The following is a 23,216-nucleotide window of genomic DNA, read 5'->3' as shown; positions in this document are numbered from 1 at the left end:
TATTGCTTGAATCGCTCTTTGATGTTGATATGTTGTCGTCTTAAATAATTTGTGAAGCGAGATACCCGACTTTTGTAAAAAAATTGGGTAGCTGAAACACTAGCATCTCAAAACTAAAATAGGATTGCTATATTATGTTTCATCTCACCCCAAGCTTTAAAAAGCCCTTAGCGAAGCGGCAGCCATTCACCGGGGTATAGCCTTGCTCCTGCACAAAAGGAAATTGTTGAAGAATGGGCTGGCCTAAGCGATCGCAATCAAAATTACCGAACTCTGTTGAACCGGGTTTGCGAAAAGCAAAAACATACGCATTTTCACTGCGATCGCGCCTCATCGGCTTGGTATTGCTGGTTGTCGTTCTGGTATTGGCGTTGATATACACAAACTTTGAGGAACGCCGACACCAAACAACTCAAATTCAGGCAGAGGCGCTACAGATGACTAGGTTGGCTACCGCTAACCAAGAGCGCTTAATTGACAGCCAAGGGATAATTTTAGCTCGCTATCCTAACCCCGAAACCTGGGTCGCGCAAGCCTCACCGGAAGCACCTTTGGTTAAAACGATGCTGACGCAAAAAAGGGCAGGCATGGTGGAGGCTTCCGGAGTGGATGGTGTAACGAGCTTGTATGCGATCGCGCCCTTGGAGGGCACTTGTAGAGATCAGGGCGATCGCTGCAACCTCTACGTGTCAGTGGGCATCCCCAAAACCGTCGCCTTTACTGCTGCCGATCGGCAGTTGCACCGCAACTTAGCAGGCATGGGATTAGTCGCCGTGTTAGCGATCGCTGCCACTTGGGTGGGTAGCGAGGTGTTGATGTTGCGTCGGGTGAAGGCGCTCCTGAAGGCAATGCAGCAGCTCTCAGAAGGCGATTTGAGCGTTCGTAGCGGGGTGACTCACGGTTTCGGAGTCAGGGAATTGGCGGGTGCTTTTGACACGATGGCGGCGTCGCTAGAACGTTCTGAGCGCGATCGCCAGTCGGCAGAAACCTCCTTGCAAGAGCAAGAGGAAAAATATCGCTCCTTGGTGAACAGCCTGCCACAGGTGCTATTCCAGACTGATGAAGCTGGATATTGGACATTTCTCAATCCCGCCTGGAAAGAAATTACCGGCTTCGCCCTCGAAGAAAGTATCGGTAAGAATTTAATCGATTTTGTTCATCCAAGCGATCGCCCACAACACCTGGAAGAATTTCGCTCCCTCATTGAACGCCAGCAAGAATCTTATCGGTATCAGGCGAGATATCTGAGTGCAAATGGCGACTATCGTTGGCTGGAAGGACACGGCAAATTAACATTGGCTTCCGACGGAACGATTATCGGTACGTCCGGCACCCTGAGGGACATTACCGATCAAAAACAGGCACAAGAAGCCCTATTAACCACAAATCAAACGCTGCAAACCCTGATCGAAACTTCACCGTTAGCGATCGTGACGCTCGATGTTAATCGGAACGTCACCCTGTGGAATCCAGAGGCTGAGCGTCTTTTTGACTGGAAATCGGCAGAAGTTGTCGGCTATCCGTTGCCGATTTTCCCCCCGGATCAACAGGAAGCGTTTCATGCCTTGCTTCAGGCTGACTTACATGGCGGAGGAGATCGTGGTAGCGGTGGCAGGGAATTCCGCAGCCAAAAGAAAGACGGCACCTTGATTGACGTTAGCCTTTGGACAGCCCTGCTGCAAGATGTCAATGGCAAGATGAGCGGCAGCATTGGCATCTTCGCCAATATTAGCGAAAGCCTACGGTACGCTACGCTACGCAATCGCGCTCTGGAAGCGCTGCGGGAAAGCGAAACCCGTTACCGCCTCGTCGCTAAAGCCAGCAACGATGCAATCTGGGACTGGGATTTACTGACAAACCGCGTAGAGTGGAACGAATCCTTGCAAAAACTCTTCGGCTATGCGGAAACTGAAGTAGGTTTTGATGCCAGTTGGTGGTACGAAAATATACATCCAGAAGACAGAGAGCGGGTTGTCAGTGGGATTCATGCTGCAATTGACAGTGGAAGACAAATCTGGTCGGATGAATACCGCTACCGTCGCGCCGATAACTCTTATGCCTTAGCGAGCGATCGGGGATTTATCGTCCATGACGATAAGGGGAATCCAGTGCGGATGATCGGCGCGATGATAGACATCAGCGAAAGCCTGCGGCACGCTACGCTACGCAAGCAAGCTGAGGCGCTGATCGCAGGGCAAAAACAGGTACTCGAAATGATTGCCACCGGCGCAGCACTGGGTGATGTTCTGGATGTTTTGGCTCGGTTTATCGAGACCCAATCCGGTGAGGGCTTTTGTTCGATTCTGCTAGTTGACGAAAAAGAGAACAAGTTACGACATGGAGTCGCTCCTAGCCTTCCCGAAAGCTACACTCAGGCGATTGATGGTATCGCGATTGGTCCTGGTTTTGGTTGCTGTAGTAAGGCAGCGTATTTCGGTAAACCCGTGATTGTCTCAGATATTGAGAGCGATCGCCTTTGGGCGGATTTCCGAGATTTGGCATTAAGCCATCAACTACAAAGCTGTTGGTCTACGCCTATTTTTTCCAGTAACGGTAAGGTATTAGGCGTTTTTGTAATGTATCATCCCGACGCGAGGCGACCGAATCAGGATGAGTTATATCTGACCGAGATTGCTACCCAAATTGCGGGAATTGCTCTGGAACGCCAGCAAGCAGAGGCAGCATTGCAACAGAGTGAAGATCAACTGCGCTTGATTACAGATGCTTTGCCAGTGCTGATTGCCTATGTCGATTCGGAACAGTGCTATCACTTTAACAATCGGGCTTACGAACAATGGTTCGGCAAATCTCAGGCGGAAGTCATCGGACAGCCCATTAGAAAAATTTTAGGGGACTCGGCTTATCAGGCAATTCAGCCGTATGTCGAGGCAGCATTGTCCGGGCAGGAAGTAACCTACGAAAGCCCTATATCCTATGAATATGGAGGGATGCGTTGGGTCAATGCTACTTACCTGCCACATTTTGGGGAACACGGTGAAGTCAAAGGATTTATTGCCTTAGTCAGCAACATCACCGAACGAAAAGTGGCTGAGGAAGCGTTGCGGCAGAGTGAGGAACGATATCGTTCTTTGGCACGGGCGACCTCACAGATGGTTTGGACTTCCAACCCCCAAGGTGAGGTTGTGACGGATCAACCGGATTGGAGAGCCTATACGGGTCAAAGCGAGGCAGAAATACTAAGCTGGCACTGGCTAGATGCCATCCATCCAGACGATCGCGATCGCATTGCCGAGCAGTGGTCTAACGCTATCCAAACGAAAAGCCTCTATGACACTGAGTTTCGGCTGCGGCGTGCTGATGGTATTTACCGCTACTTCAATGTCCGTGGGGTTCCAGTATTATCAAAAGACGGCGATGTGCGAGAGTGGATCGGCACCTGCACCGACATTACCGAAAAAGTCCAGGCAGAGGAAGCAATTCGACAGTTGAACGCGGAACTTGAACAACGAGTCATCAAACGAACCGCGCAACTGGAAGCTGCAAATCAAGAGTTAGAAGCTTTCTGTTATTCCATCTCTCACGACTTGCGATCGCCCTTGCGTGCTATCAACGGATTTTCGCGGATTTTGCTGGAAGAATATCTAGAACAACTCGATCCGGAAGCCCAACGCTACCAGAAACTGGTGCGGGATAATGCTCAGCAAATGGGACAGCTGATTGATGACTTGCTGACATTTTCGCGCCTTTCGCGCCAGCCACTGAGAAAACAAACTGTAGCGATCGCTGATTTGGTACGTCAAGTACTGGCAGACTTATGGCACGAACAGCAAAATCGCCAATTTGAAATAAATATCGGCAATTTACCCGCCTGCGAAGGCGATCCTGCTTTACTTAAGCAAGTAGTTGTCAACTTGCTGACAAACGCTCTAAAATTCACGCGCGGTCGGGAAGTCGCCCAGATTGAAATTGGCTATCGTCATCAGTCATTTACGAATGACCCAGAACTAGAGACAAATGACTTTTCAACCACTGTCGTTTATTTCGTCAAAGACAACGGCGCAGGCTTTGATATGCGATACGCTCATAAACTCTTTGGCGTCTTCCAACGGCTGCATCGTGCGGAAGATTACGAAGGAACCGGAGTCGGACTCGCGATCGTGCAGCGCATCATCCATCGCCACGGCGGACGTATTTGGGCTGAGTCAGGCGTTAACCAAGGCACAACATTTTACTTTACCCTGGCAGAGGGAAATATTCATGAGTGAGCGCACAGCAGACTGTTTGCTGGTCGAAGACAATCCCAACGACCTAGAATTAGCACTTTATGCTTTGCGAAAGCACAACCTTGGCGATCGCATTCAAGTTGCCCGCGACGGTGCGGAAGCCTTAGACTACATTTTCCGGACAGGTGCCTATCGCGATCGCTATCCGGAAAACTACCCCAAAGTCATTCTCCTCGACCTCAAACTCCCCAGAGTAGACGGCTTGGAAGTCTTGCAACGCCTCAAATCTGACCCCCAAACCCGCATGATTCCAGTCGTCATCCTCACCTCGTCGAACGAAGAACGCGACATCGTAGAAAGTTACCAGTTGGGCGTCAACAGTTATATCGTGAAGCCGGTGAACTTTGAACAGTTTACCGAAGCAGTGCAGCAATTAGGCTTGTACTGGCTGCTGTTAAACCAGCTGCCAAGCCGCTAGCATTCTTCAGGCTAAAAATTCTAAAAACCGCAATTAAATTTACGCTCAACACCTCATAATTCAGACTGCACGCTCTCTAAAAGCGAACAGTGGTGTAACCCCGCCCACGGCTCAATTCCCTTGCTTACAAGAAGATCATCATGTCCGCTCCGCTCCAGATTTTACTGCTTGAGGATTCCCTGGCTGATGCTGAATTAACTTTGCACGAACTACGTTTGGCTGGCTTTAAACCCGACTGGCAGCGTGTAGAGACAGAAGCCGATTACCTTGCCCAGCTGCATCCCGGTATCGAGCTGATTTTAGCTGACTATAGCTTGCCTCAGTTTAACGCCCTCAGAGCGCTGCAACTTTTGCAAGAGCGCGGCTTAGATATTCCGTTCATCGTTATCACGGGCACGGTGAGCGAAGAAGTGGTGGTGGAGTGCATGAAGCAGGGGGCAGCAGATTATCTACTGAAAGACCGTCTGATGCGACTAGGATCGGCAGTAGCGCAAGCCCTACAAGCCAAACAAATGCGCGACCAAAAGCGGCAGTCTGAGGCGGAAAAAACCAGATTAATCGCCGCTTCACAAGAGAGCGAGCAACGATTTCGAGCGCTGATCGAAAATGCGACCGATATCATCATCATTGTTAACGCCAGCGGTCAAGTGACTTATGTGAGTCCTTCTGTCAATCGGATTCTAGGATACGCACCCGATGGACTCATAGGCAAAAATGCTTTGACATTTATTCACCCAGAGGATGTGCTACTGGTTAAGCAAAGGCTGAAAAATTCGATTCAAAATCCCAATGTGACTCAGCGACTCGGTGAGTATCGCGTGCAGCATCGCAATGGCTCTTGGGGGATCTTCGAGGCAGTCACCACTAACCTCCTGAACGATCCGGCGGTGCAGGGGATTGTCGTCAACTGCCACGACATTACTGAGCGCAAGCAAGCCGAGGAGCAACTGCGACACCATGCGTTCTACGATTCGCTTTGCGGTTTGCCAAATCGGACCTTATTTCTCGAACGTCTTGCCAGCCAGATTAAGCATTCCCAACGATACAAAGATAGTTTATTTGCTGTTCTGTTTCTGGATTTGGATCGCTTCGAGATGGTCAAATATAGTCTAGGACACTTGGTAAGCGACCAACTGCTCATCGCTACAGCTCGCAAACTAATGACCTGTCTCCGTCCCACGGACACCCTAGCTCGGATTGGCACAGACGAATTTGCAATTCTGCTGGAGGATATTCACGATGTTAGCGATGCGATTCGCGTTGTCGAGCAGATCCAGCGGGAACTCAATTCGCCTTTTAACTTGGATGGGCGCGAAGTATTCACCACGACTAGCATCGGGATTGCCTTTGCCGGAAAGGGACAAGAGGGATGGGAGCCGGTTCGGAAAGAATCTGCCCCTATGCCGCTTTGTCCCTCTGCATCCTCTCACAATAACCTCTTGCCTCGTCCGCAAGACCTGCTGCGGGCAGCCGACACGGCTATGTATCATGCCCGGTTAGAGGGTAAAGGTCGCTATGTTGTCTTCCATCGGGCCATGCATACCCTTGCCGTGGCACATTTGCAGTTAGAAACGGATCTGCGACGAGCGATTATCGCTACGGAATTTCAACTTTACTACCAGCCAATCGTCGAGCTGGCGACGGGTAAAATTAAGGCTTTTGAGGCTCTGGTGCGTTGGAATCACCCGACTCGTGGCATGGTTCCCCCAAGCGAGTTTATCCCTGTGGCAGAAGATACGGGTCTGATTATTCCCTTGGGTACTTGGGTATTCAACGAAGCTTGCCGTCAGCTAAAAGTTTGGCAGCAGCAGTATTCTACGACTCAGGGTTTGGCAATTAGCGTGAATCTCTCTGGTAAGCAGTTTTCGCAACCAAATTTGATTGAGCAGATTGACCGTATTTTGAGGGAGACTGGCTTAGATGGACACTATTTAAAGTTGGAAATTACTGAAAGCTGCTTGCTGGAAAATGCTGAAGCTGCCGCCATCCTGCTTTGGCAATTGCGAGATCGAAATATTCAATTATCGATTGATGATTTTGGTACGGGTTATTCATCCTTGAATTATCTGCACCGCTTTCCCGTTAATACATTGAAAATTGACCGTTCTTTTGTGAACCGAATGGGAGCGGGTGGCAAGGATGCAGAGATTGTCAAGGCAATCGTGGCGTTGGCTCATAATTTAGGAATGAGTGTGACGGCGGAGGGGATAGAAACGGCTCAACAGTTGGCACAACTCAAGGCATTGCAATGCGAACGAGGACAGGGATATTTTTTCTCGAAACCTTTAGATAATGGGGCTGCGGGACAGTTGATTTTGGCACAGTTGCAAGTGAATTCATGATGCGCGTTATTGGTCTGACGGGAGGCATTGGTACTGGCAAAACAACTGTCTCAAATTATCTTGCCAGTCACTACAATTTGCCGGTTTTGGATGCGGATATTTATGCTAGAGAAGCTGTAAAAGTGGGTTCGCCGATTCTCGGCGAAATTGTTAAGCGTTACGGAGCCGATATTCTGCTACCGGATGGGACGCTTGACCGCCGAAAGCTGGGCAATATTGTCTTTAATTCGCCCGAAGAGCGGCGTTGGCTAGAGCAACAGATTCATCCTTACGTGCGCGATCGCATGATTGAAGAAATGCAAGCACTCAACTCGCATCCGGTTGTGGTGTTGGTGGTGCCTTTGCTATTTGAAGTAGGGATGACGGCTCTGTGTACGGAAACTTGGGTCGTATACTGCTCCGAACAACATCAACTTCAGAGATTAATCAAGCGCGATCGCTTAACTTTAGAACAAGCGCAAGCAAGGATTGCTAGCCAAATGTCCATTGAGGAGAAATGCGATCGCGCTGATGTAGTTTTAGATAATTCTTCTACGCTTGAAGATTTGCTCAAACAGGTAGATACGCACTTAAAAATTAAAAATTAAAAATGTGGGAGTTGTTAGTGTCATGAGTTTTTTATCGCCTATATCTTGACGTCTTCTCTGTCTCTTGAAAGGAAGAATGCCGAGGTTTAGGTCATTCCAATCGTGAAAACTTCATGACACTGACGAAATTTCTAATTTTTAACTATTCTGCATCGCCTCCCACAATGACATTGCGAATGCGGAGACTTGGCCCACCACAACCAACTGGCAAGCCGTTCTGACCTCCCTTCCCGCAGCCGCCGGATTCATCCCAGTAGAAATCATCCCCGATCGCTTCAATATCCGCCAAGGTGCTGAAAACATTCCCCGAAAGCGTCACATCCCGAACGGGTTCGGCAATCTTGCCGTCGCGGATCATCCAAGCTTCAGCGGCGGAGAAAGTAAACATTTCTCCATTCGTCATACCACCCAGCCAGTTACGAGCGTAGACGCCTTCTTTGATCCCTGCAAATAAATCCTCCACGGGCGTTGTACCCCGCTCAATCCAAGTATTCGTCATCCGAACAAGGGGGGGATAGTGGTAATTCAGACAACGGGCGTTGCCAGTGGGGGCTTCGCTCAGCTTTCCAGCAGTTTCGCGGGAGTGGAGGCGTCCAACTAAGATGCCATCCTTAATTAGCTGAGTCGTGGTAGCAGGCGTCCCTTCATCATCGTATAAGTAGCTGCCACGATGACCGGGAGGAGCAGCACCGTCAAAGATTTGCAGTTCTTTGGGTCCAAATCGGCGTCCCAGGGTCATCACTTCTAAGATATCCGGGTTTTCATAAGCCATGTCTGCTTCTGAAAGGTGCCCAAAAGCTTCATGGACAAATAAACCGCTGAGAATGGGGTCGATGACGACCGTGTAGGTATTGCCTTTCACAGGAGGCAGAGAGAGGGCGTTCACGGCACGGAGAGCAGCACTCCGAACCTGATCGTCCAAATTTGTTAAGTCTTCGTAGGCTTTGCGGGAGCCAGTCGTTTCGCGTCCAGTTTGCACGGTTTCGCCATTCCGCGCAGTGGCGGCAAAGCGCATTTCCATATCTACCCAAGACTGCTCAATCAGCGTTCCGTCTGAGGTGGCGAGGATAATTCGCTGGGAACTGTCGCTGTAGCGCACAGAGGTGGTGGTGATTGAAGGGCTAGCGCTTTTGAGGATTTCAGTGTAGCGATCGCACAATTGCTTCTTGGTTTCCAGCGATATCTCTCGCGGATCGCTGCCTTCTAGGGGAAGTTGGCAAGTCGCCTGTACTGGCTCAATCGGAGCCAACAGGGTTTCTTCATCGCCAATAATCCGAGCGGCAGCGATCGCTTCTTCAATTCGGTCTGCTAAGGTAGAAAGCTGATTAAAGCTGGCAAAGCCCCAGCCGCCCTGGTAACAAGCCCGGACTTGTCCACCAATGGAGATGCCTTCAGTGAGGGTTTCGACCTTATCGCCGCGCAAAAAGATATCAGTTCCTTCGGCTTCTTCTATCCGAACTGCCAAATAATCGACTTGAGGTGAGTAACGAGCGATTAAGTCGGCGAGCAAGTTTTTGGCATCAGCCAGTAAGGTCGGCATTTGTCTTGCAGCAACATTAATAAACTGCTTCCATTGTGCAATTATTTGGTCGCACCTTGCCACTGGAAGCAGGAAACGAGGAGCCGGGGAGGTTATGGTAATCGATAGAAATACAAAATACGAAAACCCCTTTTCGCTAGGAAAAGAGGTTTTTAAAGCCAGATGCACCTGTTACTACCTGGACAAGAATCTCTAATATTAAAGAGGCATTTCATTGATGGATGGCGGTGGTGATGCCGCAGCATCGTAAATTCTTAATTCTTGGACGTTCCAACGGTTGAGAATTGCTTCAGCTTGACGCACCTCTGCTTCTGTGCCCTCAACGATCAAGAAATAGTCCCCATGATGAATGCGATCGTTGTAAATTGCGGCTTGCTCATCAGGAATCCCGTAGCCAGTCAAGGCACCTAATAAGCCGCCTGCGGTTGCACCAATCACACCACTGGTTAAAGTAGTCGCTAAAGCCGTGGCTGCCACCCCAATAATGCTAATTGGCCCTAATACGGGAATGGCGGCAATGGTGCCTAGTCCCAGCGCCAAACCCAAGACACCTCCGGCTGCACCACCCGCGATCGCGCCAATGGTCGTGCCTTCTTGCGCTTTAGAAGCCGGTGGCGGGGATACTGGCTCAGACTCTTTGTTGATTGCAGAAACCTGATTCATTGGAAAGCCAGCAGCTTTTAATTCCTGAATTGCGCCTTCTGCATCTTGCAAGCTTGAGAACACGCCAAAAGCTCGTTTTGGCTGAGTAAGCACCATTACCCTTTCCTCTCTAACTCTTTAGGGATCTATTCGTGGTTTTGCCACAAGCGAAATCAAATTACAGTTTCACCGTTATTACACAGGACTTATCCAGTTGCCGTGAACTAAAGCCCACTAAAGTTCCAGCTTCATCGCTCAAACCCATGAAACGGATTGATTGGAGTTGTTTTATTCAGTGAAAACTGACTTGGGCTTTCAGCCAGGAAATTGATTTCCTGGTTTCCAGGCCCTAAGTCCTAGTAAAGTTAATTTTTCTGCGCTGGGGCAACTTTCGCTTGAACAGCTACTGTCTTAACCCCCTTGATTTCCTTCGCCAACGGTTCTATTTTTGCCACTTGATCTGGCTTTTCTACAGTTCCTACAACTGTTACAGCTCCGTCTTTAGCATCAATTTCTAATTTGCTGCTGGGCAAGTTCGCTTCTAACTTGCTACGAACCTCGCTTTCCAAGTCGCTATCAGCTCTTTTTAGGGGGTCGCCAGCAGCATTATTACGTTGCTCGCGTGCCCGAATATCAGATTCTAGCTGTCTTTTGCGGACATCACTCGATGCATCATTCTTCGCGCCTTGATCGGGTTGTGCTGAAGCATCAGCCGAGGGTGATGCTGGGGCACTGGCATTTGGACTGGCGGCTCCGGTTGCAGCAGGCGAAGAAGTCTGACTTGAATCAGAATTCGCTCCATCAGACGTTTTCTCGTTGTTATCGCAAGCAGCAACACTCACTAACAAGACGCCACTAAACAGTAATGTTAAAAACTTGTTCATTTTTCAATTCCTCACTTCGAGCAGATAAGAGGTGGAAGCTTTTTACCTCCCACCCCGTTCAATCGTTCTCAAATCAGCCTAAAGAGTCTGTTCCCGACGGTCGATAATTTGAACCGGGGTATCCGTGCGTGGAGTTGTATCAACTACTGGAGTTTGATAGGTACCACTGGGATCGGCAATATCAGATGTGCGAGTTGTCGTTGTAGTGGTTGTATTGGTGGCAGGAGCATCGTAGATACCCCAATCTTGAATTCCCCGATGACTGAGAATCGCTTCGGCACGACGGATATCGTCGTCGCTGCCGTCTACCATTACTAAATAATCCCCACGGGATACTCGATCGCTATAGTGTCTGGCTCTTTCTTCAGGAATTCCCAAACCGATTAATGCACCTAAAAGACTTCCTGCGGCTGCACCAATGGCACCGCCAGAAAGGGTTGTAGCAATAGCGGTGCCTGCTGCTCCCGCTAGCATGACAGGGCCAAGTCCCGGAATTGCCAAGGCTCCCAGACCAACGAGCAAGCCTGTTAGACCGCCCAAAGTACCGCCGGTGACGGCACCTGCTTTCGCACCTTCGTCGGCTTTATTGCCAACGCGATCGCTTACATCGGCACCAGCAATGTCGTTTCCTTTGTCCGCGTCACGAGCTACTACGGACACGTTGTCCATAGAAAAACCAGAATTTTTTAGTTCAGTCAGTGCTACTTCGGCGTCTCGATAGTTTGAAAATACGCCAACAGCACGCTTATGTTGTCCTAACATCAGTGTTTTCTCCGATTGCCACTGAACCTAACCAAATTGTGTTACTAACACAGCAGCATTAGTCTGTCAGTAACAGTTCAATTCTTGCTTTTTATTTGACCAAAGCCATCAATCTTCAGATATAACTTCAATCTCCAATTTTCTGTTTTTTTGCAATTCCCCATCTTCCTTAGGAATTAGATCGTTACTAATTGAGGGAGTTGCACTTTGACCGTCTGCTCTTTATTAACAATCTTTTTAGGGGTCTTCAACTAGCAAGCACAGTAAGAGTTTGAGAAACAAAAGCTTATTTTCTTAACAAAAAAACATATATTAGGAAACGCTAGTAAAAAGAAAACAAATAGTTAGAGTTCTGTAGACTGTTAAATAGGAAGCGCAAGAAGTGATAGACAAAAAAATATTTTCTCCTATTCAATGATTTTATTAAAAACAGAGGACTTTAATTTTTGGGTCAAAACAGGGAAGTATAAATAAGGTCTACTGGGTTGTTTTATCAAGTTGTCAGATTGAGGAGTTTCAGATGCGGTACTTATTATTAATTTTTGTGTCTTCCCTACTAAGCTTGGTGTCCGGACAGGCGATCGCGCAGGCAGAGTCCCAAAGGCTGGGTGTAAGCCGCCAAATCCCTTCGAGTTCAGCTTCGGATCAAAGTTTCTGGCCCCAAGCTCAGCGATTGGTACAAACTCAAATCAATTTAATTAATCGAATCGAAAGAGCGAGTGCGTCTCCCGAACCCTACCCGGCTTTTGCGGCGGAGGGGCAAATCCTCCTCCACCAGGGAGAAGTAGACCGCTTTCTCAAGAGCCAATATCCCAATCCTGCTTTGCTGTGTACCCGCACGAACGGCGTTACCCCGGCAGGCTCTAATTTAACCTTGGAGCAGGCGCAGGTGTACTGCGCGCTCTATGCTTCGACGCAGCAATTATTGCCCCTGCGTCCGGTGCTAGAACGGCGACAGTCCATTCTCGCTCCCACCAGAGGAAATCCTTTGGCAATTGGTCAACCGTCGATTTTGACCGTACCTCCTCAGCGTTTGGCGGTTCCAGTGCCCAGATTTCCCGCTCCGGAACCGCCAGTCGTTGGTGTAGCGGCAAAGACACCGATTTCTGGCTATCAGCCGCCAATTCAGCCAGCGATCGCGCCCTCCCAACAAACCGTGACAACCCTCCAAACTGCCAAAAAGTTTTTGGGACAAGCTGTGGCAGCATTTCCCCCCTCCGCCCGTTTTACTGATATCGCGGAAACGTACCAATTAAACGAACGCAACACCTACGCCCTGTATCGGCAAGAGCCAAGTCTGTATACCGAATTTCTTTCTCAGCCCAACACCGGCATTGCCCGCGTTTTACCATCTGAGGCTTACCGTCAACAACTGAATCCACTAGGAAATCGGCTTTCGCCCAGCGTAGCAGAGCGTTTCCCATTTCCAGCCTTGCTGCGGGGAGTTGGCGGCGGTAGCGATGAGGAATCTACTCCCTCATCGGTGCGAATTGGTCCTGGGGATGAATTTACTCCGCGCTTTGCGGTTCGGATGGAAGGTAGTAACTTTGAGATTGCCCAGCAAGGGCTAGATTATGGCTTTATGGTGGATTTGGGAGAAGTCCCCTTAGAAAACCTCGATCCCACCTTGAAGAAAGTCCGCGCCTTATCGCCGCAAACACGCCAGTTTTTCCTGAATTATCGTCCGCCGAATCAATTGGCATCGATTCAGGTAGATCGACAGCGGTTTATCACGGGAAAGCTGGGTCAGGTGGCTTTCAGCGAACCCGTGCAACAGACGAGAGCGATCGCATCCTCGATCGACCGCCTCTCCCCAAATGCACCAGCGATGCTGAACCACACCTACTTAATGCGATTAGTCCAATTCCAGGTGCCGGAAGTGGTTCAGACGGGAGGTATCGTTTCCAGGGAACAACGCCGCTATCTTGACCAAATTTTAGAATTGCCCAGTAGCGATGTCCTGGTCGCCTTCCGTCCCGTCAGCCGCCGTGCTGATGGCAGTTACACGGTTTTATGGCAAGTGCTAACTCAGTTTCCAGATCCCCAGATTGAAGATGTGGAGAAGTACATCAAGTTGCAGTAGTGGGTAATCGGTGATTTTATTTCGAGCCAAGGCGCAAAGAAGTTATTCTTAGCATCTTGGCGTCTTGGCGCGAAATTATCTCTTGGATTGATTCTGAAGAAAATCGTCAACCACAGCTTGCGCTTGGGGCGGAATCTCCGTGACGAGGCGAATCGGGAAAGCATCGGTTGATGCCAACTGAGCATATTCTGGGGTGAGGAAAATCGCGTACTTGGCAGCATCATCGGTGAGTTGTGCTGCCATTGCCAGCGCGATCGCTTTCATGTAGCTGCGGATGGCAACCGCCTGTTCGCCAACGATTTCCCCGCCCGTGTACAGTGTATTCGGTTGTCTCGCTTGATCTTGGGTAGTGCTGGGATCTTTCACACTCAGATGGGTGCTTCCCACTACACCCACCAGCCATTTTGGAGCGGGTATTTTAGAAAAACCGATAATTTGTTCGGTTAAAGCCGGAGTCGTCTTATCGGCGGAAGCAGCTTCAATTAAAGTGGGGACTTGCACGGCGCTCAAACCCGTTTCGCCAAAGAGTAAAGACGTCGTGGGATTAAACGCGATCGCTGCTTTGACTCTGGGATCTCGCAGTTGATAGCGGTCTTCTGGAAGTCCGCTCGCAAAACACTGGGAAGCTTCCCCAAGATTGAAGGAAATTACATTCCCTTTACAGCGCTCTTTTAAAGACGCTAATTGCAACTCGGCACCCGCAACCGATAAAGCTGTACTACCCCCCAGAGAATACCCGATTACCATGACGCGATCGGGTGCCAGTTTCCCCTGAAGTTCCCCGGCTTGATTCAGCTTTTCTAGTTCGTCGATAACAAAACTGATATCCTTGGGACGATTCAAAAACTCCTGAGCATCCAATAAGGGAGCTTTGCCTCTAACTACCTGCTTCACATGACTTTCGTTACTCCCAGGATGTTCTAAGGCTGCCACTACATAGCCATAGGATGTCAAATGCTCTGCCAGGTAGCGCATATCGGTGCGAACCGAACCTAAGCCATGCGATAGAACAATTATCGGTTTAGCCGGAGAAGCCGCTTCCGACCAGTAAACATCAAGGGGAATTTCCCGGCGGCGCTGGGTATCATTGAGTTTCAAGTTCAGCACCTGCACGGATGCCGTTCCCGGTAGCGTGGGATCGAAAGGTAAATTAAGTTGGGGGCGCTTGACAGTCAGTTGGGGGGCAATCTCTGCCATAAACCACTGAGTTTGCCAAAAAGCGCTGTTAAAATTTTCGACAACTTTAAACGCCCGACTTAAGTCTATATCAAGCGTTTGACGGGGATAAGCTTCGATAAAGCTGAGTAAAGACAGTCCTTCTGGTGCCCTAGCCCCTAATACGAGTCCCGATCGCACGTCTAGCACTCCGACATTATCCTGACGCGATGTTGTGCTAGCCAAAGAAGATGCGATCGCGCTGCCAATCTGAGTATCGAGTAACCGACTCACTTGCACAACATCAATATCAAATTTTGCCCTCAGCGCTGACAGAATTTGGCTTCTTTGTTGCGAAGACAGGTTTCTTGCAAAACTTCTCAGAGACGATGGGGTCGTTCCCGTTTCCGCAAGCTGGCGGAGATCCGCGATATTAATGGATTCAGTAGAGGAGCCTTTCCGAACCACGATGGTTTGAGCGGCTTGTACAGAAGGGGTCGCGCCGCTGATGTAGGCGCAACCACTGAGGACGCTGATAACTGACAACAGCCATCTCAAGCGCGATCGCATGAATATTTCTCCTTGTTTGTGCTTTTTGGCTATCTACTTGCAATTATTGTAGGGGCGCACGGCTGTACGCCCCTATAGATGTATACCGTGCAATTTATTCTTCACAGGCACGAAGCGGATGACGTTAGGTTGTAGCCTTTGTCTGTACAGCCGCGACTTTCAACCATAGAGCAAGTGCAGCAAGCAGCTCACAAGCAGCAGAATAATTGAGAACCATTTGGTCTTGCGAGTGAATTTGTTGAAGACAGCAAGCACCCAAAGAAGCAGGATTAAGGGGCGAGCGCTTGTGACAGAATTTTATTAGAGCGATCGCGTCTGGCTGTATGTTCTTTCTGTTCCCAGCTAAGCTTTTAGAGACTCTGCTATCAGTAACCTAAGCAAATGCCTCAGATTCAACACATGGTTCTGCTCAAATTTAAACCAGAAATAACGCAGGAAAAGATTGCAGATTTGTTAAACCAACTGGGTGAACTTCAGCAATTAATTCCAGGCATTACCTACTATGCTGGGGGAGCCTATTCTAGTCACGAGGGGCTGAACCAGGGCTATAACCACGGATTTTTGATGACATTTGAGAGCGCGGATGCCCGCGATTTCTATCTGCCGCATCCCGAACACGAACGAGTGAAGTCTGCGATATTAAAATGCTTAGATGATTTTATCATCTTTGATTTTGAAGCTTAATAGTCTTTGAAGAGATTGGAACGATAGGGAAGCGATCGCTATCTTTTCCACACGCCTCTGTTTCCCTTTCCCAAAATTTTAGAGGCGCACAATTCATTGTGCGCCTCTAAATCTTGATTGCGATCGCGCGAGTTACTGCTTGTCTTTTTCGCTGGATTTCGGCTTGTATGTCGAAGCAACGTGCAATTCCTTCAACTGCTTCCCATCGACACCAGAGGGCGCATCGGTTAATAAACAACGAGCCTGCTGTGTTTTCGGGAAAGCAATCACATCCCGAATCGATTCTTCCCCGGCTAAGAGCATCACCAAGCGGTCTAAACCGTAGGCAATTCCCCCGTGCGGCGGCGTGCCGTATTCAAATGCCTCTAGGAGAAATCCAAACTTGGCATACGCTTCCTCTTTCGCCAAGCCAATGGCTTCAAACACCTGCTCTTGAACCTCGCGCTGGTAAATCCGCCGACTTCCACCGCCAACTTCCACGCCGTTGAGAATCAGGTCATAAGCTTGCGCCCGTGCCGTCTTCAGGTCGTGCAAATCATCGGGATGGGGAGCAGTAAAGGGATGATGCAGCGCTTCTAGGCGCTTCTCATCCGCATTCCACTCAAACATCGGGAAGTCTGTCACCCAAAGCAGGTTGTTTTTGTCAGGAGCGATGAGTCCCAATTCGCGACCAATCACCTGGCGCAATCTATCGAGGGTTTTATTAACCGTATTCGTATCGCCCGCACCAAATAGCAAAAGATGACCGGGTTTTGCACCTGTGCGACTTAGCAATTCTTGCTTTTGCGCTTCGGTGAGGTTGTCTTTAATTGCGCCAATGGTGTCGAGTTCGCCGTCATCCCGCACGCGAATATAGGCAAGACCCTTAGCACCGGCTTCGCTAGCTTCTTTAAATAGGTCGCCGCCTGGTTTAATCCGCACGTTGGAGAAGGCGTCGTTTCCGCCAGGAACGGGCAATACTTTGACGATACCGCCAGAGGCGACAGCGCCGGAAAATACCTTAAACCCAGAATCTTTCAGCAAATCGGAAACGTTGACAAGTTCTAAGCCAAAGCGGGTGTCTGGTTTATCGCACCCGTAGCGATCCATCGCGTCTGCATAAGTCAGGCGCGGGAAGGGACGGGGTAAGTCGATGCCTTTGACCGTTTTGAAGATATGGCAAACTAAACTTTCGTTGAGCTGGAGAATCTCTTCTTGAGACATGAAGCTCATCTCCATGTCTAACTGAGTAAATTCTGGCTGTCTGTCTGCGCGTAAATCTTCATCTCGGAAGCAACGAGCAATCTGGTAATAACGGTCATAGCCGGATACCATCAGCATTTGCTTAAATAGCTGCGGCGACTGAGGAAGCGCATACCACTCGCTGGGATTGACGCGGCTGGGTACGAGGTAATCCCGTGCGCCTTCGGGAGTCGATTTGGTGAGAATCGGCGTTTCGATTTCGATGAAGTTTTCGATGTCTTCCAGGTAGCGACGGATGGCTTTGACGACTTGGTGACGCAACTGGAGGTTGCGAGTCATGCGATCGCGTCTTAAGTCTAGATAGCGATACTTCAATCGCAAGTCTTCGCGCAGGGATTCTGTGTCTCCCGCCCCTACTTGGAAGGGCAGCTGCTTGTAGACCTGATTGAGCAGTTCAATTTTGTCTGCGTAAATTTCAATTTCGCCAGTCGGGAGGCGAGGATTGAGCGAGTCTTCGGGACGTTTGCTGACTCGACCTGTAATTCTGAGGACGTATTCGTTGCGCTGATTTGCCGCCTCTGCGTAAGAGTCAGGCGTCCGCACTGGGTCGCTGATAATTTGAACGATGCCGGTGCGATCGCGCAAATCTAAAAATATCACCCCCCCGTGGTCGCGGCGACGGTCTACCCATCCACACAAGGTGACAGTTTGTCCAATATGTTCGCTTCTAGGTTCGCCGCAGTAATGGGTTCGCATGGTTGCCGATCGAATGCTTGCTGAAAGATTGGGATTTAAAGGTAACAAAATGTGAAAGCTTTGCCCATTATCCTGCATTCTTTGTAATTCTGTTCAAACTGCTAGGGGCTGAACCTACCGAACCCCTAACAATTCCTGACATTGGTACCAAAATAACTAAAGCTCAACCAACGCTTGGTTGAGCCATATTTTTGCATTTTGAGCGATTGGGATACGTCGCAGTGACCCTAAACTAGCCTAGAGCCAAATCATTGCGGCATCGTCTACGCGATCGCTATCCTGATTTTTTTTAAGTGAATACGGCTTTACTTCCCTGGTTTACCCAGTCCTATCGCTTTTTCCACGATTTATCGCTTTTATTGGCTGTTTTTTTCTTAAGCTCTAGGATTGACATCCTTCGCCATTTCCCGGAAGTCGTCTGGATTGCTATGAGCCTCTGGTGAGGATTTCATCTCTGTTGGCTGGGGCATTTTCCGGGCAGCACCTGTTGCAGCTTCAGCAGCTTGGGCACCAGCACCACTCTGGTCAACTTCACTAACGCTAAATTCTTTTGATGCTGCGTAGTCAGCGTCGAAATCGACACTTTGCGTTGCTTCTTCACCTGCAACCATGCGTTCGGCAGCTAGCTGGGCATCTTGAGTTGTCGCTTGATTCGGATCGGGTTTCACTTCTTCAGTCATAAGTAACTCCTATTTATTTAGACTTTTTTATCTGCAATTTAGATTTTAAAGGAGCGATCCCCGTTCCTCTGACCCTCTTGAGATAGATCCTTAGCCAACTCTCAATCTGCAAAACCGAGTGAGTCAAACTCTCTCTCTTGGAGGGCGATTTTAACCCACCAAGTTTGCAACTCTTGGAAATATTAACCTCACTGTCGGATAAAATTTATGAATACAAACCAAAAATCTCAAGCTCTTTCCAGTGAAACTCAAAAAGTGGTTGAGGCTTTTGAAGCGTTGAACACGGATGACAAACTAGCATGGTTTTATTACGTTTATGAAAAGATGGGAGATTCGATTACTCCCGCTGCCCCAACTGCAACCGATCCAGAACTGGCTCCGAAGCTGTTAGGAGAATTTTTTGATTTGGATGACGATCGCCAGTTGGCAATTATGCGAGAAATTGTCAATCGCGAAAACACAGAATATTCCCATGCTTATGGGGCTTTGAAAGAGAATAATCAGTTAATGGTTTGGTATGCTTGGGCGCAGGGTATGGGTGATACGGTCGTAGATGTGCCCTCGGACTACCAAGCAAATAACCCCGTTAACGACCTAATGGGTCAAATTGAAGGTCTTGACTTTGAGGGACAAATTTCCATGTTCCGGACAATCGTTAGCAACATGGGCTATACGGACGTGAAGCCAATTCCCTCTCAAGCTGAAACTGGTAAGACTGCCAGCCTGTAAATTATTTCCTTATGCCATCGCAGGGGCGTATAGCCGTGCGTCCCATGATTTGATCCGAAATGCCATAAAAGAAGAGCGTTCTTGGAATTGAACGCTCTTTTTGCAATTAAGAAACGGCGACTTTACCAATATCGCCTGGGGTCAAATGGGAATGCAGCACTTGTCCATCGCGGAACCAGACGATGCGTTTGGTGAGACGAGCAACTTCGGGTTCGTGCGTAACCATGACCACAGTGATGCCGCTGGTATTCAGTTCTGTGAAGATGTCCATCACTTCTTCGGTCGTTTTGGAATCCAGTGCGCCAGTGGGTTCATCAGCAAGCAGCAAGACGGGTTTGTTGACAATCGCACGCGCGATCGCGACCCGCTGCTGTTGTCCCCCAGATAGTTGATTCGGTCGATTATTCAGTCGATGCTCTAAACCAACGCGAGTCAGAGCAACGGTTGCTCTCTGGCGTCTTTCAGCACTCGGAATACCCGCATAAACCATCGGTAGCATGACATTTTCTAACGCTGTTAGTTGTGGCAAGAGATGGAATTGTTGAAACACAAAACCAATCTTCCGATTGCGAATTCCCGCTAAGTCAGCATCTTCTAGAGAGGACACATCTACGTTATCTAAGTAATATCGTCCGTCAGTGGGTCGGTCAAGACAACCAATAATATTCATCGCAGTGGATTTGCCCGATCCAGACGCCCCCATAATCGCGCAATATTCGCCCTCCTCTACAATTAAGCTCACACCAGCCAGGGCGCGAACTTCTGTATCGCCGACGCCGTAAACCTTGGTGACATCCTCTATACGAATGACGACAGGTTTTTTTGAAGGATTGAGGGCTGAGGACTCAGGAGTGAGTTGTTGATTGCTCATTGAAGGATGGAATAATGGCTAATTGTTCAAAAGCTTTAGCGAGGAACGAGGAATCCTAAACATTGTTCGTGCATTTTAAGCACTCCGCAAAGCCACAATTGGATCGAGTTTAGCGGCTCGTCGCGCCGGGACGACGCCAAAGAATAGCCCAATCCCGCCAGAAACACTGACAGCAATAACAATTGCCACGGGTGAAATGCCAGCTTTCAGAGGGGTGAAAGCGCTGACGAGCGAGATCCCGCCAACGCCAATCAGAGTCCCTAATAAGCCACCCGCCGCTGAGAGAATTACTGCTTCGATGATGAATTGAATCAGGATATCTTGCTCCCGTGCGCCAATCGCCTTGCGAAGCCCGATTTCTTGGGTGCGTTCGGTGACGGAGACGAGCATAATATTCATGACGCCAATGCCACCGACAAACAGGGAAATTGCCGCGATCGCAGCTAACATGAATGTCAAACCACTGGTAATCGTGTTTACAATGCCCAAAAGGTCTTTTTGACTGCGAACGGTAAAGTCATCTTCACCGTTGATTTTGTGCCGCAACCGCAGCAGATTGGCTACCTGAAATTGAGCGGCTCCAATGCTATTTTCATCTTTGGCAGAAATAGAGATAGCTGTCACTTCAAGACCATAGGGAGACGTATTTCCCACAATCCGATTCGCTAGGGTAGTGATGGGTAAATAAGCTGCTTCATCCGGATTATCTCCCAGCGCCGAACCTTTGGGTTTCATCACGCCAACAATTTGAAAGCTGATATTTTTAATCCGCAGTTGTTGCCCGATCGGATCTTGATTGTCAAATAATTTATCTGCTAATTCTGACCCCAGGATGACAATTTGATTACTCCGCTTAATATCAAGATCGGTAATAAATCGTCCTCGATCCACATCAAAACTTCTCGCTGAGAGATACTCTGGCGTTGTACCGAGAATCAATGTAGTCGTATTTTTGCTGCGGTAGGTAACTAATTGTCTGGAATTGATCTGGGGAGCGACATCTTGGATGGAAGGCACCTGAGACGCGATCGCTCTGGCATCTTCAAGAACTAGCGTTTTCGGCACCTCAAAGGTCGTATTCCGAGTTTTCTGGGAACCAGGAACCACAAACAGCACGTTTGGCCCCAACGACTCAAACTGCTCCGACGCTAGCCTTTGCGCTCCTTGTCCAATTCCCACCATCGCAATCACCGAGGCATTGCCAATCATAATGCCGAGCATGGTGAGACTGCTACGCAGTTTGTTTGCTACCAGCGTCGTGGCAGCCATTTTGACGCTTTCTACAATATCCATATTCGGTAATCGGTAATTGGTAATCGAGAAGGGGTAATCAGAAACCTGACTAATGACTAATTAGCTATTACCCATTACCAACTCTCCTTATTCCTCTGGCTTGGGTTTGCTATCTTTGGGCAAATCGATGAATACGCGATCGCCTTCGTTGATACCATCTAAAATCTGCGTTTGGTTTTCAATCGATGGGCCAATCGTCACCGCTTTAAACTGCGGTTTTTTCTCCTCATCAGGGACTAATACACCCGTCTTTCCTTTCTCGGTGACAATTGCCACGGTGGGAACGACCAAGGCATTATTCGCAGGTTTCCCCAAAAAAGTCAGGTCAACATTCATTCCCGACCGCAGTTGTTCCTTACCCGTTTCCAGAGCGACCCGCACCTGAAAAGACGTGACATTTTGCTCGACCACCGCTTCCGGCGCAATCAGCTTGACCTTGCCTTTAAACACTTGGTCGGGATAGGCATCTGCCACAATCTCAACCGGCTGTCCCTGGGTAATCTGCCCAACATCTACCTCTGGGACTTTCGCTAGAATTTCTAAATCTCTGGCAATAGCAACAATTGAAGTCGAGGTAGCGGAAGCCGTAGTGGAAGCAGAAGTTGTGGGAGTAACGAAAGCGCCTTCTGTGGCGTATTTCTGCGTCACAATCCCCGAAAAGGGAGCGATGATTACCGTGTCGGAGAGCTGGACTTGCACCGCCTGCATCGAAGCTCTGGCAGCGTCAGCGGCTGCTTTTAACCCAGCAATCTCCTCTCGGCGCGTCCCATTTTCTAACTGTCGTAGAGCCGCCTGCGCTTCTGCGACATCCGCTTCTCGCTGAGAAATTTCCTCGCTGCGACCACCCTTTTGGCTTTGCTGTAAGGCAGATCGCGCTTCTGCTACTGCCGCTTGACGCTGCTGGATTTCTTGGCTAGTGCGGTTTTTGAGTTGCTCTAGCCGTCGTTGGGCTTCTCGAAGGTTAGCGCTGGCATTGCGGTACTCTGTCAGCACCTCATCCAACTGATCCTTAGAAATTGCTCCTTGAGAAGCTAGCTGTTGATTGCGATTGGCTCGTTTTTGTGCCAACTCTACCCGCGCTTCGGCGGCAGAGATTTGAGCTTCGGTCTGGGCAATTTCTTCGGGACGACCAATTTGCACCGATGCTAGATTCGCTTCGGCTTGATCTAGACGGGCTTTGAATTGGGCAATTTCTTCAGGGCGACCCACCCGCGCCGCAGCTAAACGGGCTTTCGCTTGCTCTAGACGGGCTTTTGCCTGATTGATTTCTTCGGGACGACTCCCCGCTTGAGCTTGTTGCAGTTTGGCTTGAGCTTGCGCCAGATTGGCTTTAGCTTGAAAAAATTGAGCCTGAAGCTGGGAATTCTCCATTTGGGCGATTTTTTGCCCTTGCTCGACTCTATCTCCCTGCTCGACGTATAACTTTGCCAAACGCCCAGATGTGGGGGGGCTGAGATTAACGCTTTGAACGGGCACGACGGTACCGCTAGCGGTAATCCGTACTTTCAAGGTTTGCGATTTAACGGGTACGGTCAGGCTCTCGATATCTAGTTTGGGTGTTGCCCGACCCAGGATGAAATAAGTGGTAGAGCCAACTACCAAGATGCTAGACGCTATCAGCCCAATGACCCACCGAGAAGGGTTCTTGACTTTGCTTATTAGTGGAAGTTGCATTCGCGTAGTTTTTAAGTCCGGTAGTACGAATGAACAGACTGCTTAATGAGGGTAATTTTAATGACGATGGGATTCAGCTTTAGCACCAAGGAGTCACACTCACCTGTATCGATCTACAGC

17 protein-coding genes are annotated in these 23,216 nt (G+C 49.1%); 7 read left to right on the top strand and 10 right to left on the bottom strand.

Annotated elements, in window-relative coordinates:
• The first annotated feature begins 233 nt into the window (after positions 1-233).
• The 4 genes from NC996_RS00550 to coaE all read left to right on the top strand — a co-directional run bounded on the left by NC996_RS00550 (position 234) and on the right by coaE (position 7,591).
• Positions 234-4,226, top strand: a complete 3,993-nt coding sequence (locus NC996_RS00550) for a PAS domain S-box protein (protein WP_199302912.1) — start codon at positions 234-236, stop codon at positions 4,224-4,226.
• Positions 4,219-4,662: a response regulator gene (locus tag NC996_RS00545; RefSeq protein ID WP_190683236.1), complete on the top strand. Its 444-nt coding sequence runs from the start codon at positions 4,219-4,221 to the stop codon at positions 4,660-4,662. Before NC996_RS00550 ends, NC996_RS00545 begins: the two co-directional genes overlap by 8 nt.
• A gap of 140 nt (positions 4,663-4,802) precedes the next feature.
• Complete coding sequence (locus NC996_RS00540; protein WP_190683234.1) at positions 4,803-7,004, top strand: EAL domain-containing protein; 2,202 nt, start codon at positions 4,803-4,805, stop codon at positions 7,002-7,004.
• Complete coding sequence (gene coaE, locus NC996_RS00535) at positions 7,001-7,591, top strand: dephospho-CoA kinase (RefSeq protein ID WP_190683231.1); 591 nt, start codon at positions 7,001-7,003, stop codon at positions 7,589-7,591. Before NC996_RS00540 ends, coaE begins: the two co-directional genes overlap by 4 nt.
• Before the next feature lie 142 nt (positions 7,592-7,733).
• Here coaE and NC996_RS00530 read toward each other — a convergent pair whose 3' ends face one another.
• The 4 genes from NC996_RS00530 to NC996_RS00515 form a co-directional block, all read right to left on the bottom strand.
• A complete protein-coding gene (locus NC996_RS00530) occupies positions 7,734-9,131 on the bottom strand; it encodes a TldD/PmbA family protein (RefSeq protein ID WP_190434077.1) in 1,398 nt (465 codons plus the stop codon).
• A gap of 198 nt (positions 9,132-9,329) precedes the next feature.
• Complete coding sequence (locus NC996_RS00525) at positions 9,330-9,890, bottom strand: DUF1269 domain-containing protein (protein WP_190683228.1); 561 nt, start codon at positions 9,888-9,890, stop codon at positions 9,330-9,332.
• Between the two features lie 248 nt (positions 9,891-10,138).
• Entirely contained in the window at positions 10,139-10,657 is a 519-nt protein-coding gene (locus NC996_RS00520; protein WP_190434074.1) for a BON domain-containing protein, read from the bottom strand.
• 78 nt (positions 10,658-10,735) lie between these two features.
• Positions 10,736-11,419: a general stress protein gene (locus NC996_RS00515; protein ID WP_242028870.1), complete on the bottom strand. Its 684-nt coding sequence runs from the start codon at positions 11,417-11,419 to the stop codon at positions 10,736-10,738.
• A gap of 520 nt (positions 11,420-11,939) precedes the next feature.
• Between NC996_RS00515 and NC996_RS00510 the strand changes: the two genes are divergently transcribed.
• Complete coding sequence (locus NC996_RS00510; RefSeq protein ID WP_190683225.1) at positions 11,940-13,502, top strand: hypothetical protein; 1,563 nt, start codon at positions 11,940-11,942, stop codon at positions 13,500-13,502.
• A 75-nt stretch (positions 13,503-13,577) separates the two neighbouring features.
• Here NC996_RS00510 and NC996_RS00505 read toward each other — a convergent pair whose 3' ends face one another.
• Positions 13,578-15,227 (bottom strand): alpha/beta hydrolase, encoded by a 1,650-nt coding sequence (locus NC996_RS00505; RefSeq protein WP_190683222.1) that lies wholly within the window; start codon positions 15,225-15,227, stop codon positions 13,578-13,580.
• 381 nt (positions 15,228-15,608) lie between these two features.
• On the opposite strand from NC996_RS00505, the gene NC996_RS00500 reads away from it, so the two are divergent.
• The gene (locus tag NC996_RS00500; RefSeq protein ID WP_190528198.1) at positions 15,609-15,911 is read left to right on the top strand and encodes a Dabb family protein; all 303 of its coding nucleotides are present in this window, start codon (positions 15,609-15,611) and stop codon (positions 15,909-15,911) included.
• A 132-nt stretch (positions 15,912-16,043) separates the two neighbouring features.
• Here the strand turns inward: NC996_RS00500 and aspS are convergent, their stop codons facing one another.
• Both aspS and NC996_RS00490 read right to left on the bottom strand, forming a co-directional pair.
• A complete protein-coding gene (gene aspS, locus NC996_RS00495; RefSeq protein WP_190683460.1) occupies positions 16,044-17,849 on the bottom strand; it encodes an aspartate--tRNA ligase in 1,806 nt (601 codons plus the stop codon).
• Positions 17,850-18,223: 374 nt separating this feature from the next.
• Positions 18,224-18,529 (bottom strand): hypothetical protein, encoded by a 306-nt coding sequence (locus NC996_RS00490; protein ID WP_190528200.1) that lies wholly within the window; start codon positions 18,527-18,529, stop codon positions 18,224-18,226.
• A gap of 207 nt (positions 18,530-18,736) precedes the next feature.
• Between NC996_RS00490 and NC996_RS00485 the strand changes: the two genes are divergently transcribed.
• Entirely contained in the window at positions 18,737-19,258 is a 522-nt protein-coding gene (locus NC996_RS00485) for an orange carotenoid protein N-terminal domain-containing protein (protein WP_190683219.1), read from the top strand.
• A 106-nt stretch (positions 19,259-19,364) separates the two neighbouring features.
• On the opposite strand, the gene NC996_RS00480 is transcribed toward NC996_RS00485, so the two are convergent.
• From NC996_RS00480 to NC996_RS00470, 3 genes are all read right to left on the bottom strand, one after another.
• Positions 19,365-20,129 carry an ABC transporter ATP-binding protein gene (locus NC996_RS00480; protein WP_190434062.1) on the bottom strand — a complete coding sequence of 255 codons (765 nt, stop codon included), beginning with the start codon at positions 20,127-20,129 and terminating at the stop codon, positions 19,365-19,367.
• A 75-nt stretch (positions 20,130-20,204) separates the two neighbouring features.
• Entirely contained in the window at positions 20,205-21,422 is a 1,218-nt protein-coding gene (locus tag NC996_RS00475; RefSeq protein ID WP_190683216.1) for an ABC transporter permease, read from the bottom strand.
• Positions 21,423-21,509: 87 nt separating this feature from the next.
• Complete coding sequence (locus NC996_RS00470) at positions 21,510-23,096, bottom strand: efflux RND transporter periplasmic adaptor subunit (RefSeq protein WP_190683213.1); 1,587 nt, start codon at positions 23,094-23,096, stop codon at positions 21,510-21,512.
• Between the last annotated feature and the right edge of the window lie 120 nt (positions 23,097-23,216).

It is taken from the genome of Trichocoleus sp. ST-U2 (assembly GCF_039961875.1).
Lineage (GTDB): Bacteria > Cyanobacteriota > Cyanobacteriia > Cyanobacteriales > FACHB-T130 > FACHB-T130.
This window is presented reverse-complemented; position numbering and strand designations above follow the sequence as displayed.